The sequence below is a fragment of the Gordonibacter urolithinfaciens genome (assembly GCF_900199375.1).
Classification (GTDB): Bacteria; Actinomycetota; Coriobacteriia; order Coriobacteriales; family Eggerthellaceae; genus Gordonibacter; species Gordonibacter urolithinfaciens.
In genome coordinates this window covers 472,970-488,381 of record NZ_LT900217.1, presented here as the reverse complement: position 1 = coordinate 488,381, position 15,412 = coordinate 472,970, and the positions used below count along the sequence as shown (strand labels likewise).

Annotated in this window: 11 protein-coding genes; 7 read left to right on the top strand and 4 right to left on the bottom strand. The window is 49.5% G+C overall.

The window, feature by feature from the left end:
• Positions 1-399: 399 nt before the first annotated feature.
• Both BN3560_RS14225 and BN3560_RS02165 read right to left on the bottom strand, forming a co-directional pair.
• Positions 400-2,598, bottom strand: coding sequence for a DUF7657 domain-containing protein (locus BN3560_RS14225; RefSeq protein WP_123649869.1), 2,199 nt, complete (start codon positions 2,596-2,598; stop codon positions 400-402).
• A gap of 69 nt (positions 2,599-2,667) precedes the next feature.
• Positions 2,668-5,088 carry a glycosyltransferase family 2 protein gene (locus tag BN3560_RS02165; protein WP_096226864.1) on the bottom strand — a complete coding sequence of 807 codons (2,421 nt, stop codon included), beginning with the start codon at positions 5,086-5,088 and terminating at the stop codon, positions 2,668-2,670.
• Positions 5,089-5,253: 165 nt separating this feature from the next.
• On the opposite strand from BN3560_RS02165, the gene rfbA reads away from it, so the two are divergent.
• Together rfbA and rfbD are read left to right on the top strand one after the other, a co-directional pair.
• Positions 5,254-6,156: a glucose-1-phosphate thymidylyltransferase RfbA gene (rfbA, locus tag BN3560_RS02160; RefSeq protein WP_096226863.1), complete on the top strand. Its 903-nt coding sequence runs from the start codon at positions 5,254-5,256 to the stop codon at positions 6,154-6,156.
• A 2-nt stretch (positions 6,157-6,158) separates the two neighbouring features.
• Positions 6,159-7,064, top strand: a complete 906-nt coding sequence (rfbD, locus tag BN3560_RS02155) for a dTDP-4-dehydrorhamnose reductase (protein ID WP_096226862.1) — start codon at positions 6,159-6,161, stop codon at positions 7,062-7,064.
• On the opposite strand, the gene BN3560_RS02150 is transcribed toward rfbD, so the two are convergent.
• Complete coding sequence (locus BN3560_RS02150) at positions 7,061-8,902, bottom strand: ABC transporter ATP-binding protein (protein ID WP_096226861.1); 1,842 nt, start codon at positions 8,900-8,902, stop codon at positions 7,061-7,063. The genes rfbD and BN3560_RS02150 overlap by 4 nt on opposite strands.
• A complete protein-coding gene (locus tag BN3560_RS02145) occupies positions 8,895-9,695 on the bottom strand; it encodes an ABC transporter permease (protein WP_231897331.1) in 801 nt (266 codons plus the stop codon). Before BN3560_RS02145 ends, BN3560_RS02150 begins: the two co-directional genes overlap by 8 nt.
• 285 nt (positions 9,696-9,980) lie before the next feature.
• On the opposite strand from BN3560_RS02145, the gene rfbB reads away from it, so the two are divergent.
• The 5 genes from rfbB to BN3560_RS02125 are packed head-to-tail and all read left to right on the top strand — an operon-like array spanning position 9,981 to position 15,276.
• Positions 9,981-10,982, top strand: coding sequence for a dTDP-glucose 4,6-dehydratase (gene rfbB / locus BN3560_RS02140; protein ID WP_096226860.1), 1,002 nt, complete (start codon positions 9,981-9,983; stop codon positions 10,980-10,982).
• Between the two features lie 10 nt (positions 10,983-10,992).
• On the top strand, positions 10,993-11,586 hold the full coding sequence (gene rfbC / locus BN3560_RS02135; RefSeq protein WP_096228554.1) for a dTDP-4-dehydrorhamnose 3,5-epimerase: 594 nt from the start codon (positions 10,993-10,995) through the stop codon (positions 11,584-11,586).
• A gap of 9 nt (positions 11,587-11,595) precedes the next feature.
• On the top strand, positions 11,596-13,380 hold the full coding sequence (locus BN3560_RS02130; RefSeq protein ID WP_096226859.1) for a glycosyltransferase: 1,785 nt from the start codon (positions 11,596-11,598) through the stop codon (positions 13,378-13,380).
• On the top strand, positions 13,293-13,760 hold the full coding sequence (locus tag BN3560_RS14960; protein ID WP_414842611.1) for a hypothetical protein: 468 nt from the start codon (positions 13,293-13,295) through the stop codon (positions 13,758-13,760). The genes BN3560_RS02130 and BN3560_RS14960 overlap by 88 nt, the downstream gene beginning before the upstream one ends.
• Positions 13,648-15,276, top strand: coding sequence for a glycosyltransferase (locus BN3560_RS02125; protein WP_096226858.1), 1,629 nt, complete (start codon positions 13,648-13,650; stop codon positions 15,274-15,276). The genes BN3560_RS14960 and BN3560_RS02125 overlap by 113 nt, the downstream gene beginning before the upstream one ends.
• The last annotated feature ends 136 nt before the right edge of the window (positions 15,277-15,412 follow it).

Here is a 15,412-nt window from a genome sequence, read left to right as displayed (position 1 = left end):
ACCTAAGTAGTGACCGGATGTGTATTCCCCACTTAAATCTGATACTTGAAAGGCACGAATCTTGTAAAGAGCTATTGGGGCGAAAATGTTGCCTACAGCCATGGCGTACGCGAGAAGGCCGGAATTTGCGTAATCTCCAGTGAGTGTGACTACAAGAATCGTCGTAAGCCACTGGCAGCCAAGATAAAATAAACACCCTATCGTGTTCCACAATAAATTATGCTTTACGGACAGAGGTTCGATTGTTTTCGACATCATTACCCGCCTTGTTTGGCTAGATCAATTGAGATTATATGATCTGCATAGGTAGTGTTACAGCTCGATTCAGCAAGACCTATACGTAGGATTTCTATTCGATTAATACCCAAAGCGCTCGATGTTTCTCTCTATCTTCATTTATCAGGTAGCAAGCTTGCTAGTATTCTGTGAAGTATAATTAATCAAATATATGTTGTATCCGTTATTCTGAGCAATGAGCGAAAGCTTGATTCCTTCTACTGGTGTATCGGGGTATGTATTTTGGGTCAGGATATAACTTACGTTCAGTTTTTCGAGATCACTCCAATTAAGGCTGATTTGAAACGCATCGTCCTGCAGAAGATTAAAAGTGGTATCGACGGTGCTTTGAAAGGATATTACTATATGCGCATATCTATTGTATATCTCAGTGCAGGTTCCCTCTTGGTCAAGCGCTTCCCATCTTTCCAAATCTGGGTAAGCGTTCGTTGAGTTTATGGTTGGCGCACCTGCTGCGACGCAAAAATTCGCCATAGCGATTGTGTCTTCGGCTATCCATAATCCCGTCGGGTTGGACTCTGCAATCTGCTTGACTTCGGAATACAAGGCGGAATCTGTGAGAGGATCGAGTCCTTTTTGAATTGGATTAACACAAAGACCGGTTGAGAGGAGGACGCAGGCGATAGAGGCGGCAAACATATTCACAGAGAATCTTGTGACAAGGGCGAGTATGCATGGTGTGCAGATGAGCATAATCGCAATCAACATCGTGATCTTCTCAGCAAACAACATATCGAACAATGCGTTTGAAAGGCATGCAATGAATATTGAAAGTGAGACGAGTCCTGTTGCGATGAGGGTCGCCGGACGAGGTTTCACTAAGGGGCGGTCACATTGCGAAAGGGCGCGAATGAGAAGAAAGATGTCGATGCAGCCCAGCGGAAATAGGAGTCGTTGAGTGGGAATGTAACTAAAAAGAGTTATTCGCGAAAGCCATTCTGGAAAGCCGAAAATACCGTAAATGAGGAAGATGATCTCTAGGGTCACGAGAAGTCGAGAAAGCACATCCTTACGCTTGTAGGAATTGACGCATCCGGCAATGAGCCCCAAGGGAAAGAGCGTGAACATCACTGACAACTCGCTTGCGTTGATCTGCCCTGAGGATAGAGGCAAGAAAATGCTTGAGCCGTAGCCGAATAAATAGGGAATTAAGCCACCGCCAGTCGATACGCGCCCTGAAGGATAGGCTGTAGAGGTGGTAGCAAGGAGTGCATCACGTGCCCCGACAAACACAAGGACAATCATGACGACAACTGCAATACAGCAAAGAAGCAAGAGGAGGATGCTTTTTCGAGGTGCGAACGTGCGTAGTTCTGGGGAGCCTCCTTTTGTATTCTTTCGGTAACTCAAAATCACCCAGATGCCGAAGACTGCAAAAATAAAGAAGAACGGAACCTGCCAAGCTGGATACATCATCATGAGGTAACACCCTGCAAGCCATGCAAGGGCGATCGAAGCAATAAGTTTGACTTTGAAGCTGTCTCGGTTGACGAGGTGGTACAACGCAATGACAAGTCCTTGCCCGAAGACAAGGGCCGCTCCTGTGTTCCACCAGAGTATCAAAGGAGAAAAGGACAGCATTATTGCGGCGGCAGCACTGAGGGCCTTATTCTTCCGGGTATAGAGCATTGCGCATTCGAAAGATACCATAATTAGTGCCAACTTCGCTGACGTCCACTCGAACGCCACCCCTTTCGCTGACCCGAAAACAAGATACCCCCATTGAAAAGGGTGGAACAGCGTTGCCAATGACCACGAAGGCGCGCTGATGGGCATTGTTGTGTCGGTGATTGTTCCGCGCAGGATCGAAGACGAAGTGCCGTAGTCGTTAAACGATTGCGAAAGGAAGGTGGGAAGGTTGACGAGCCATTCATCAGATCTTATTGCACGTGGGATTCCAAAAAGTGTAGTCGAGCTTGCGGGTTCATTCAAATAGGGGCTCCAACAGCCAACAGAAGAGCCACTAATTTCAAATATCGTACAAATTGCGAGAATGACACCCGCAATGAGGTAGCGAAATCGGTAGATGTATCCTGATAGATGCTTCCACAGCTTGAAAAAGGCAAAAGAAACGGCAATCGAAATGAGAAAAAGCAAGCAGGTTCGTGCGGCTACTCCATATGTCATGGTAGAGGTAATAAGCCCAAGATACTCTCCCGAGTAATATCCTCTGCATATTTCATAGAACGACTCACCGTAAAGCGCGACAAAAGCTGAAGCGAATACAATGAAAACGTACGGGCTGCAGCGCTGAACCATGTCTTTTCCTGCACCCTGCTTACCTGTCGCTATCGATGGCAAGGTTGTCTCCTCTTATGTCGGTAGCTCGAACGTTTCTGCTGCTTTGCGCGTTCGAACCAATCAATCATATCAAAGGTTTCGGTCGTTGAGCCGATAGTACATATTGCCAGGATAAAGATTCGGGTTCAAATACGGATCTCCTTTAACATAAAATTCAGGCCAACGGAGATTGAGCAGGGATGCCTCTCGATGAAACCTGATCTGCTTGCTCTCCGTCGTCTCATACCCTCTCGATAGCGATTCGTAATGGTACAGCTCAACTTCTGCGCAAAATACCACGAGTTTGCCACTACGTCTTACTTTGAGGCAATAATCTACATCGTTGAAAGCAACGACAAGATCTTCTTCAAACCCTCCTACCTCGAAGAACACCGAACGCTTGGTCATCATGCACGCAGCGGTGACGGCGCTGAGCTCGTGAGTTGTGATGGTTGTATTGAAATATCCCGACGCGCTTTTATCCAGATTAACGTTCAAGTGACCCGCGCCTTCGCCGCCAATGCCAACCCCGGCATGCTGAATGGTTCCATCTCGGAAGTAAAGCTTTGCACCCACGATACCAACCTGCGATTGTTGGCAAATTCCGAGCATGTCATCAATCCAGCGGGGGCTAATAACCTCGGTGTCGTTGTTCAGGAGGATAAGGTACTCACCCATTGCCTTCGATGCGCCGAAGTTTATGATTTTGGAGAAATTGAATTCGTGCTCCCATGTTATTATCGATACTCGGGAGTCTTGTTCGGCAATACTGGTGTAATAGTCAAACGTTTTGGGCTGGGTACTGTTGTTCTCGACAATTATAATCTCAAAATTTTCATAAGTGCTTTTCTCGAGGATAGAGTCAATGCAGACGGCGAGAACTTCGGCGTTGTCTTTATTGGGTATCACGATTGAGACGAGGGGTTGTTGCGCTGGCTCGTATGTTACGCGATAGCGGCACGGGGCTTCCGTGTTCCCAACGCGGGCTTTGATCCTCTGCTTCTCAAGATGATGCTCGATTGCGAGTTTTCCGGCAACGTCTGCGTACGGCTTGCTCGCTGTCCCAGCCGCCGTCGAGCCTTCACATATTCTCCAGTGATAAAGAACCGTGGGAACGTGATGGATGTGCGCTTCCTGATCAACCGCCTGCAAGACCATGTGATGATCTTGGGCGCCATCGTATTTCGGATCCGGGGGCTCCATTTTCGACACGACCGTTTTGCGGATCATTAGAAAGTGGCAGATGTAGTTGATTTCTCGCAAAAGGAAGAGACTGAAGTCCGGCTTAAAGTAAGCGTCGCCGTATGATCCGTCAGGGAAAAGTTTATCCTCGTCGCAGTAGAGAAGATCGATGCTGGGATCTTTGTTTATCGCGGAAACATATAGGAAAAGCGTATCTGGCTCCAGCAGGTCATCGTGATCAAGGAAGGCAAGATAGTCCCCCTGCGCGACTTTGATACCCTCCGCAGTATTCAGAGAGATTCCCCTGTTCTCAGGGCACTCTACTTCCCGGATTCTCCGATCGCGAGAGAGGGCCTCGTTGACTTCTGCGGATAGCTCGCTATTGCTCCTGTCGGCATTGACCAAGATGAGCTCAAATTTGCTGTATGTTTGGGCTAGCACGCTTTCCACCATATCGCGAAAAAAGGCAGGGGGGGTATGAAAGAGCGGAACGATGATGCTTATTAACGGTGCATGTTCGAATCTCGTTCGCTTCTGCTGTTTAGTAAAGGCGTCCGTGGGCTTTCTCTTTGAGGCCCAGGCTTGATACTTGGGATCATGGGCTGCATCGAGGGTGAGGTCGTGAAACCGCCTGAGGAGGTAAGCATAAAGACTTGTCTCCAAGCATGCGAAGTTTTGCCGGATGGTATCCGACGTATCGGTGAACTCAATAATGTACGTCTTTATATCATGGGGGATGCGCAACGAGATATCTATGAATCTCAGCTCGGATACTTCGTCGTATTCGAGCGACACAAGCGAGTCGTTCATTATGGTTGAGTTGAGGGGAAGTTGATTAAACTTTTCGTCGAGGAGCCTGAGCTTGTATGGAATATCGTTTCGGGTGGGAAGCGTCAAGGTGATCCGCAGGATCGTGTCGGTGGCGGTCGGTATACACTCTTTGAAATCTATGGTTGCATGTTTGAAGTAGTCCACTTCTTCAATATCTCGAATGGAGTGACATTGCTGCTTCTTGAATCGATAGTTGTAGCGCGATGCCCACTTCAAGATAAAAGGTCGAATGCTCTTTTTGCAGGAAGATAGCGTGTTGCCCTCCCTGTCGATTTCTGAGAGTGTGTAGTCAATCTTGCATGGAACGAGGGGAAACGCGATCACTACGGTCTTTTCTCGCGCCGACTCGGCTGTTACGTAGAGTTGCATAGGCACCTGTTTGCCTGCCGGAGCCACACCCGAAAGATTCATTCTGCTGTTTTGGTTTAATTGCGTAACTTTGAAGCTAATGTATCCTCTGCCGTCGCCGCGGCATGCGCAAAGGGTGCTGATTTTCATGCGATTTCCTCAAATGTCGATTGTGCTCATGCTTTCCTAGTATAAAAGAAAAAGCGCCGATTGGTTTTCTTGGTGGCTTTTGATCAAGCTGTTCCACATAACTTCTGGTGTACGCTAACATTTAAATCGAAATTGTAATGGTTGTGAGTCTATCTGAGGAGCGAAATGAAGGGCATTATTTTGGCTGGAGGCTCTGGCACTCGGCTTTACCCATTGACTTCGGTCACTAGCAAGCAGTTGCTTCCAGTGTACGATAAACCCATGATTTATTACCCCTTGTCGATACTCATGATGGCTGGGATTCGCGAGATCCTTATTATTTCGACACCCCAAGATCTCTCGAATTTCGAACGGTTGCTCAGGGATGGCTCGGATTACGGCGTGAGTCTTTCCTATGCGGAGCAGCCTAGTCCAGATGGCCTTGCTCAGGCTTTCATTATTGGCGAAGATTTTATTGCCGGTGATAGTTGCGCGCTCGTACTGGGCGACAACATCTTCTACGGCAACGGTTTGGGACGTCATTTACGGGATGCGGTTGCAAGCGCTGAACGAGAGGGCGGGGCTACGGTGTTTGGCTACCATGTAGATGACCCTGAGCGTTTTGGGGTAGTGGAATTCGACGAGGACTTCAATGCGGTGTCTATCGAGGAGAAGCCGGAGCATCCAAAGTCTAATTATGCAGTCACGGGCTTGTATTTTTATGATAACCGTGTTTGCGAACTGGCGAAGCGGGTCAAGCCCTCTGCGAGAGGGGAGCTCGAGATAACTACCCTCAACCAAATGTATTTAGAGGGCGGGTCTCTCAATGTCGTTACGTTGGGCCGCGGATATGCTTGGCTTGATACGGGAACCATGGAGTCGCTCTACGAGGCTTCCGAATTTGTGAGAGCAGTTGAGCGCAGCCAAGGACTTTCGGTGTCTGTAGTGGAAGAGATAGCGTTCCAGAATGGCTGGATTGACAAGGATCGCCTTCTTGATGCGGCTGCAAAATATGGAAAGTCGGTTTACGGTCAACACTTGAGGAAGGTTGCCGAAGGCAAGATCATTTCCCATAAGGAGCGTGATTAGGCTTGAATATTCTCGTTACGGGCGGGAAAGGGCAGTTAGGTAACGAGCTTCGAAGTTGTTTGGAATCCATGGCTGCAGAAATCGGTCCCATAGATCGGTTGTATGCCGATGCGCGGGTAGATTATGCAGATTACGACAATCTGGACATCTCCGATAGAGCAGCTGTGGCAGCTTGGTTCTCCGAAAAGGGTCCTTATGACCTTGTGATCAACTGCGCGGCCGTGACGAACGTTGACGGCTGTGAACGCGACGAGGCAGCAGCATTCCGAGTCAATGCATATGGAGCTGAGAATTTGGCGATTGCGTGCGAAACGTGCGGAGGTAAGTTCGTGCACGTTTCCACTGATTATGTATTTCCGGGAACTGACCCGGAACCGCGTAGCGAAAGCGATCCTGTTCGTCCTCTTTCCGCTTACGGGCGAACGAAGTGGGCGGGAGAGATTTTGGCACGTGCTGCTTGCGAACGGGCTTTCGTTGTGCGCACCGCTTGGCTTTATGGTTACGTTGGCAAGAATTTTGTAAAGACTATGATGCGCCTCGCTCATGAGAAGGGGAGGATAAGCGTCGTTTCCGATCAGTTCGGCAACCCCACGTCTGCCAATGATCTGGCGTATGAGATCCTCAAGATTGCAGCTACCGACGATTATGGTGTTTACCACTGCACCAACAAAGGTACATGCTCGTGGTTCGATTTCGCCTGCGCGGTGGTCGACGGCGCGGCGATCCCCTGTGAAAAGATACCGCTGACCAGCGTTGAATACAAAGAGCGTTTTCCTTTAAGTGCCGAGAGGCCTGCGTACTCGTCTTTATCTAACGATCATTTGGCGAAGACGATTGGCGATGAGATGCGTACGTGGCAAGATGCCTTGCGTTCGTATCTTGAGAATTTGAAAGAAGAAGAGGGTTAGTATTCAAGTTCGTAACAGAGCATCTGGAGTTCGGTTTCTCCAAGTGCCAGCTGGTTGCCTATCGAGACTATGGCCTGCAGATCGTCTTTGCGATCCCGTACGAATTGTAGGCATTGGGCTATGCTGTCCAAATTCGTATTGTCTTCAAGTAGTAATACGCTCGGTCGTTGTGAGGTGTAGCATCCGCAAGCAAGCAGCTCTGGCCATTGGGCAAGGGACAGAGTGGCGACGCAAAGTTCATCAACCCTGCCGCGTGCCCTTTTCATGCGGTCATAGACCCAAGCAGTAATGGCGAAGCATGATGCTGCTTGATTGCCGGCAGCGATACGTTCGATAGCTATTCCCTGCGAGACTATCTTGCTGTCCAACGTATCAAATGGCTCTGCACCGAATGCCACAAGGTGCGTTATCGATCCTCGAGCGAGCGTTTCTTTAAAGTCCTTGACATCGATATCCATGTTGTTCGATGCGACAAAAAGCGGACATTTAGAATCATAGAGAAACGGTGAGGCGACAAGCGATTCGGGATTGTTGTCGAGTCGAATCAAAGAGGCCTCATTGGACCAAAGCCCTCGCTTCAGGCCATACTCATACAGCTTCATTGACATATCCCAAGTGTTGCCGTCGTTGTTTTCGATCGCAGTGATGGCTGGATGCCATGGCAAGCGATGTAACACCTCGAAGGCTTTCGAAGCGCAGCGCCCGCAGTCGATTGTGATAATCTGTTCTGGCTTGTAGTCGTACAGTAGGCGTTCAGCTGCTTCTGAGAGTTCATCGGGCTTTGTTGTGATGATTGGAGCTCCAAGAGCTCCTCCCAGAGGGTTCGCCATAACTGCGTTAACATGCGTGGTTCCGCAAGCGATGATGACCGTATGGGTATCGGTATCTTTTCTTCCGCGAAGCGCCATCTTTACATTTGTTCCGTCGGCACTTTCCCCATGTATTTTGATAAGCGTATTGTCGGGTATTTCGAAATGATCAGACTCTCTAAGAGCGTCAAATACCATCTTTTCGGCTTTTGAGCTGCCGGACCTACCTCCAAGGCCGCCGTAGACGCGACAGATTGATTCTGAATCTCCCAGCATGCGTGTATGGCCCTTTTCGATCCAGATTGCTTTGTTGCATAATCGGGCTATTTGCTCGTTGCTGTGCGAGACGATGAGAACTGTAACGCCGTGCTTTTCGATAAGCTCGCTGATGCGGTCCTCGCATTTTTTCTGGAACATGAAATCGCCTACAGAGAGCACTTCGTCTACCACAAGGATTTCGGGAACGATCACGGTGGCAATGGCGAATGCAATGCGCGCCACCATTCCCGACGAATAGTTTTTAAGTGGCATGTCAAGAAACTTTTCCACTTCTGCAAAAGAGACGATTTCTTCGAAGTGCTCATCGATGAAATCTTTTGAATAGCCGAGTAACGCACCGTTAAGATAGATATTCTCTCTCGCGGATAATTCCGTATCGAATCCGGCGCCAAGCTCGATAAGGGGCGCAATGTTGCCGTTGATCTCGCAATGCCCTTTCGTAGGCTCCAAAACACCCGCGATTATTTTTAGCATTGTGGACTTACCAGATCCATTGGTGCCAATTATGCCGAAAACATCCCCCTTTTTCACAACGAACGATATGTCATCGAGCGCTGTGAACCCCTCAAAGAACAATTCCCGTCGCGCAATTTTGATGAGGTATTCCTTCAAGCTGTTCAATTGCTCGGACGCCATGTTGAAAACCATGGAAACATGGTCTACCCTGACCATGTCTGGGCGGTTATCAACGGGTTTGGAGGTCTCAGAGCTGTCGAGCGAAAGAGCCGATGTGTTAACGTTTTCAGGCATAATGATCTCTCGTCTCTAAACGTACAATATGAATTTCTTTTGCTGCTTGCGAAATACAAGTAGCCCTAAAGCGAGCGCAACGGCTCCACATCCGAAGCAGATGAGGTTTTCTGTAAGACCCGGTGTTGTTCCCCACATGGCAATCTCGCGGAAGTAAGTGACGTAATAATACATAGGGTTGAACTGCATCACGGAGACCATCCAATCGGGAAGGATCTCGATAGAGTAGAAAAGAGGTGTCGCATAGGTCCATGCCGTGAGAATGACACCCCACAAATGCATGATGTCGCGAAAAAAAAACCGACAGTGCTGCGAGTAGTAAACCGAGCCCCAAGCTAAACATAAAAAGGTATGCCAAAAGCACGGGCAATAGCAAGATATTGAAAGTTGGGACAACTTGAAAGAAAACCATGACTATGGCTACCGCAATAAGAGAGATGGCGAAGTTAAGAAGGGCAAACATCACCTTCTCCAGCGGGAAGAGCATCTTGTTGATTCGTATCTTTTTTATGAGCGGAGCGGACTCGATGATGGAACCCATGGCGCCTGACGTGGCATCTGACATGAAGGTAAACAGCGTTTGTCCGAGAATCAGATAGACGGGAAACGGTTCGATGGTTCCTCGGAAAACGACCGAGAAGACTGCGGCAAGCACAATCATCATGAGCAGTGGGTTTAAAACCGACCAGGCAACGCCCAAGACGCTGCGACGATACTTGAGCTTGAAGTCCTTTGAGACAAGGGACGTGAGAATGAACCAATTGCGCTTCAACGACGTTTTCGAAAAGCTCATGTAGCTCGAAGCCCTCCCTCTTCTCCTTTTCTTATAAAAGCCGCAATTGCAGTATGATAGCATGCAATATTCGCTTTGCAGGCGTTTACATTACTTTCGCGTATCGCAACGAGAAGGGGTCGGGTTGGGGTTGGGGCGGCGGTCGGGCTGACCCCGGTAGTCGGGCTAGCAGGAGGTCCGCTCACTCATATGCCCGTTGGAGCACTTTGCGTGGAAAGTGCCATGGGTTTTGCATATTGAGTTAAAATCAGGCAAGCGTAAAACTACTATGTGCTAAGGACAGATATGAAAACATACCTTGTCACCGGCGGAGCCGGTTTCATTGGCAGCAATTTCGTACATTGGGTGATAGACAACAAGCCCGAGGTTCATGTGGTTGTGCTAGATGCATTAACCTATGCCGGTAACTTGGCGAATCTGTCCGGAATTTCCGAAGATCGCATGGCGTTCGTCCATGGGGATATTTGCGATGAGACATTAGTGGATCGCCTTGTTGGTGAAGCCGATGCGATAGTGCATTTTGCCGCGGAATCCCATAATGATAATTCCATAGCTGATCCTGCTCCGTTCGTCCGTACCAACGTCCAAGGCACGTTTACCCTCTTGGAGGCCGCTCGCAGGCATGACGTGAGGTTTCACCATATTTCAACCGATGAGGTGTACGGGGATCTTGCGCTCGACGATCCGCTGCGCTTTACCGAGGATACGCCGTATCGCCCTTCGTCTCCTTATAGCTCGACGAAGGCGGCTTCTGATATGCTCGTGCGAGCGTGGCATCGCACCTATGGGGTACGGGCAACCATATCGAATTGCTCGAATAACTATGGGCCGCGTCAGCATGTTGAAAAGTTCATTCCTCGCCAGATAACGAATGTCCTCACGGGAGTGCGTCCTAAACTTTACGGTGACGGCTTGAATGTCCGCGATTGGATTCATACGGAGGATCATTCAAGCGCCGTATGGGCCATCTTGGAGCAAGGTCGTTTGGGCGAGACGTACCTTATCGGTGCCGATGGGGAAAAAAGCAACATTGATGTTCTTCGTGCTATTCTTGAAAACATGGGAAAAGATGCGGATGATTTCGATTGGGTTAAAGACCGGCCCGGCCATGATCGTCGCTATGCCATCGACTCGACGAAGTTGCGCGAGGAATTGGGCTGGACGCCTATACATACTGATTTTGCCGAAGGCCTGAAGGCTACGATTGGGTGGTATCGCGATAACGAGGCATGGTGGCGTGACGCGAAGGATGCTGTCGAGGCCAAGTATGCCGAGCGAGGACAATAGGGAGGATAGAATGGCAGCGGGCGATACGGTTCGATCCGGCAATTTCACGTTTACCGAGACCTCTATCGAAGGTGTCATTGTTGTTGATGTCGAGTCTTTTGGCGACTCGCGCGGTTACTTTATGGAAACCTACAAGCATGCAGATTTCGTTGCCGGCGGTATCGATGCTGTGTTTGTGCAAGACAACCAATCGTCATCAGTCAAGGGCGTGCTGCGAGGCCTTCATTTCCAGAAAGAGCATCCTCAGTCCAAGTTGGTGCGTGTCGTATCGGGCGAGGTCTTCGACGTCGCTGTCGATCTTAGGCCTAATAGTCCCACTTACGGTAGATGGGAAGGGGTCTTGATCTCGGCTGAGAACCGGCGGCAGTTCTTTATCCCGCGTGGATTCGCGCATGGTTTTCTCGTGCTGTCCGACATAGCCGAGTTCTGCTATAAATGCGACGATGTCTATCATCCTAATGACGAAGGCGGTCTAATTTGGAACGATCCGGATATTGGTATCACATGGCCCGCCTTGCAAGGAGATTCCGTTTTTGATCCCACCAAGGTTGTGCTAAGCGATAAAGATAAGGTCAACGAGGGCTTCGCATCGTTGAAGCGCTAACGAGAGTGCATGAAGCGCTATCTGGGAGACAAAATGGGGATGCTGTCAAAATTGAAAGAGCGATGTTACGCCTTTGTCCATGCGGATGTGCATCCGGAGTTCTTTCCTATTGACGCATGGACCGATGCTCGCTATGCCGACTGGTTTGAGCGCCATCGAGCAAAAGGCGTGGATCTTGCGAACCAGAGAGGCTCACGCTTTTCTTGGGAGCCTACGTTTAGCTTCATAGTTCCCTTGTACAAAACTCCTCTGCCATATCTTCGTGATATGGCAGATTCGGTGTTGGGGCAGACTTACGGCAATCTCGAGCTGGTGCTGATTAACGCCTCACCGGAGGATCCCGAATTGAAAGCGGCTTTGCAGGCATATGCTAAGCTCGATGATCGAGTGAAGCTCGTTGAGCTTGAGGGCAACCGCGGCATTACCGAGAATACCAACTGTGGGTTAGCGGCCGCAGAAGGCGACTTCGTTTGTTTTTTGGATCATGACGACTTTATCGAGTCCGACACCCTGTTCGAGTATGCTTCCGCGCTAAATCGTGATAGTAGCATAGACGTTTTGTACTGCGACGAAGACATGGTTATGGAAGACAGAGGGGGTTTTCGCCATCTGAGCCCTTTGTTCAAACCATCGTTTTCTCCGGAATTGCTGCTTTCGAAAAACTATATTATGCATCTCATGACCATTCGCAGGAGCATTGTAAACGGCATGCCCGCTCCTGATGCTCGTTATGACGGATCGCAAGACTACAATATGCTGTTATATGCAACCAGTCAGGCGCGCAAGGTTTACGGTGTGCAGAAAGTGCTCTACCATTGGCGCATCAGCGACGCCTCAACGGCAACGAACCCCGATTCGAAACCTTACAGCAGAAGGTCGGCTCGACTGGCCATACAAAACCAGCTGAAGAGAGGTTCGCTCGATGCGGACATCATTGCATCTGGGGTTGCGAGCCTTTACAATCTCTGGTTTGGCGTTTCAGGCGATCAAAAGATATCGGTCGTGGTAAGGTGCGGCTGCGAAAGACTTGCTGTCGCTCGCTTCGTCGAGTGGTTTGAGCAGACGAACAGCTTCGACCGATGCGAGCTGATTATGGTTGTTCCGAATAGAGGCGTTTTGCCAGAGGAGTTCGTTGCTCAAGGGAGCTATGTTATCGCAAGCGAAGATCAAAGATTGTTTGAGTGCTTTAACAGAGGAGCGCGTTCGGCGACAGGCGATTACCTCTTGTTCATGGACGATAGTTGCTCTTTTTTAACTCCTGAGCCACTCGAGCAGCTTATCGGCATGTGCTCGCTGCGGGGCATTGGCGCAGTTGCGCCGAAAACCCTCTATGCGGACGGTATGACTAAGTGTTTTGGTATTGCGATCACTTCAAAGCGGATAATGCCGCTTTATCGTGGCTATCCTGATGACTTCCCCGGATACCAGTGTAACATGCGCGCTTTCCAGAATTGCAGCGCAGTCGGTTACCAAGGCTTGGTCACCCCTGCCAAGGCATTCTTCGAGGCAGGAGGATTCGACGAGCGGTTCGAAGGAGATGTCGGGACGGCCGACTACTGCTTGCGCCTTCGTAATTTGGGCTACCGTATCGTCCAAACGCCCACTGTCAAGGTGGAATGCGAGGAGAAGAGCCCACGAGAGCGTTATGACAACAGCCTGAACGCTCTCGATTTTTCAGAGGCAGATATTGCTTACTTCGACGAGAAATGGCCGGGTCTTCGCAGCAAGGGCGACCCGTATTTCAACAAGAACCTCGACCAGGGGTCAGGCTACTTCCAAGTTGCGTCTTTTTAGGGCTCGGGGCAAAACAAGAGCTGGGAAAAGCGTTGAGATCGTGTGAGAGTGAGATTGCTATGCAGAAGGCTCCTTTGGCTAATGTGTTGGTTCGGACCGATGATTTTGCGAGCGGATATCCCGAGTTGTATTACCGCGCCGAAAGCGCTGCTTACGATAAGGATACAGGTGCTCTTTCTTTTTCGGGAACGGTGGATTTCTCCACGTATTTCAATGCGCTTTCCCTAGAAAAGTGGAAACGCTATACCAGCGTCGGAGTTATTAAACTTGAGCTCGAAGTTGCGGGAGATGCATGTGATATTTTTTTTTGCAGAGCTTCGCGAGGATGCCGATGTTGCTTCGATAGATTCGATGCCGCTTTTAGCGTGCGGGCAGAGTGAGGATTTTTGTTCCTATGTGATGGAGCTGCCAGAAAGCGACGCTCCGCTTGTCTCGTTCGTCATCAAATCAGGTGGAACCTCATTCGTTCGCAGTGCGAGGTTCTTCACTGAGGTTGAAGAATCTGCCGTTCGCGCGGTGCGGCTGGCGCTCTGCACCACGACTTTTCGAAAAGAGGAATTCGTCATTCCCAACATTAAGGCTATTAAGCGGGAAGTGCTCGGGAGCGATGAGCCGATTTCGAAATCTTTTCACATGTATGTTGTCGACAACGGGCGCACTCTTGATGCGGAAGATCTGAGCGATGAGGGGGTGACGGTTATCCCCAACGCCAACACCGGCGGCGCGGGCGGTTTTGCCCGTGGTATGCTGGCCGCTCTTGGAAGCAATGCTACGCATGTGTTGCTCATGGACGATGATGTCTGTGTTTCTCCTGAAAGCTTTAAACGCGCTTTTAACCTGCTTTCGCTCGTTAATGATAAGTACAGAGACGCTTTTCTGAATGGCGCCATGCTTTCGATCGATCAGCCCGCCTTGCAATACGAAGATGTCGCTCTTGTTCGAAAGGACGGTATCTACGACAAGATCAAACCCGATCTCCATGTTGATCGAATTCATGATTTGGTTAAAAACGAAACTATCAACGTAGAGGTTGCAAATGCCTATGGAGCTTGGTGGTTTTGCTGCATTCCTGTGACAGCTATTCGCAGACACGGTTTACCGCTGCCCCTGTTTATTCGCTGCGATGATGTTGAGTATGGAATGCGTTGCCAACCGACCATGATGTGCATGAGCGGGATTAGTGTTTGGCACGATAGCTTTGAAGGGCGTTTTCGCGCTTCGGTCGATTGCTATCAGTACGTACGGAACTTCTTGATCATGATTGCCGTAGATGACAAGAGCTCGGAACATATGTTTATGCTGAGGCTTTCGCGTACTTTCAACATCTACTTGCGATCCATGAATTATGAAAGCGCCGAGCTCTTGCTTGACGGATTGGAAGACTATCTTAAAGGTCCCGACTACTTGGCAAAGATCAATGGTGAAGCGCTTATGAAGCGAAACGGTGCCAAAAACGAATGCCTTGTGTCGATTACGGAGCTTGATAAGAACATAATGAGCCAAGTCGATATCGATCATGCCTATCTGGGAACCCCTGATAGACGCAACATGTTCTTGAAGTTGCTTGAAGCGATCCCCCATGACCGGCATATGCTGCCCGATGTACTTCTGTCCAGCAAGCCGGCCTCGGTTTATTACAGCCGCGGTGCTTATCCCGGCTGGAAAACCATGCGTCGAAACACACTCGTCGCCTTTGACGCTGAAGGGAAAAAGGGGCATATTCGTACCATGGATCGTGAACGGTATCTTGGCTTGAGGAAACGCTATCGCTCTTTAAAACGCGAGTATGCAGTGCGCAAAAAAGAGGTGGCATTGGAGTATCGCAACGCCTTGCCTTATCTTACTTCCGAAGAATTCTGGCATTCTTACCTCGGCCTTGAGGATGAAAGCCGATGATGGTCTCTCCCGGTCATCCGGGCTTTCAGCGCATTCTCCTGCTTTGGGCGGGACAAGATTAGCATTATAGAATAGAATACCAGAGTTGGAGAGCTGGCAAGGAGGCATGGGGTGGTTATCCTTTCTATCGCTAAGG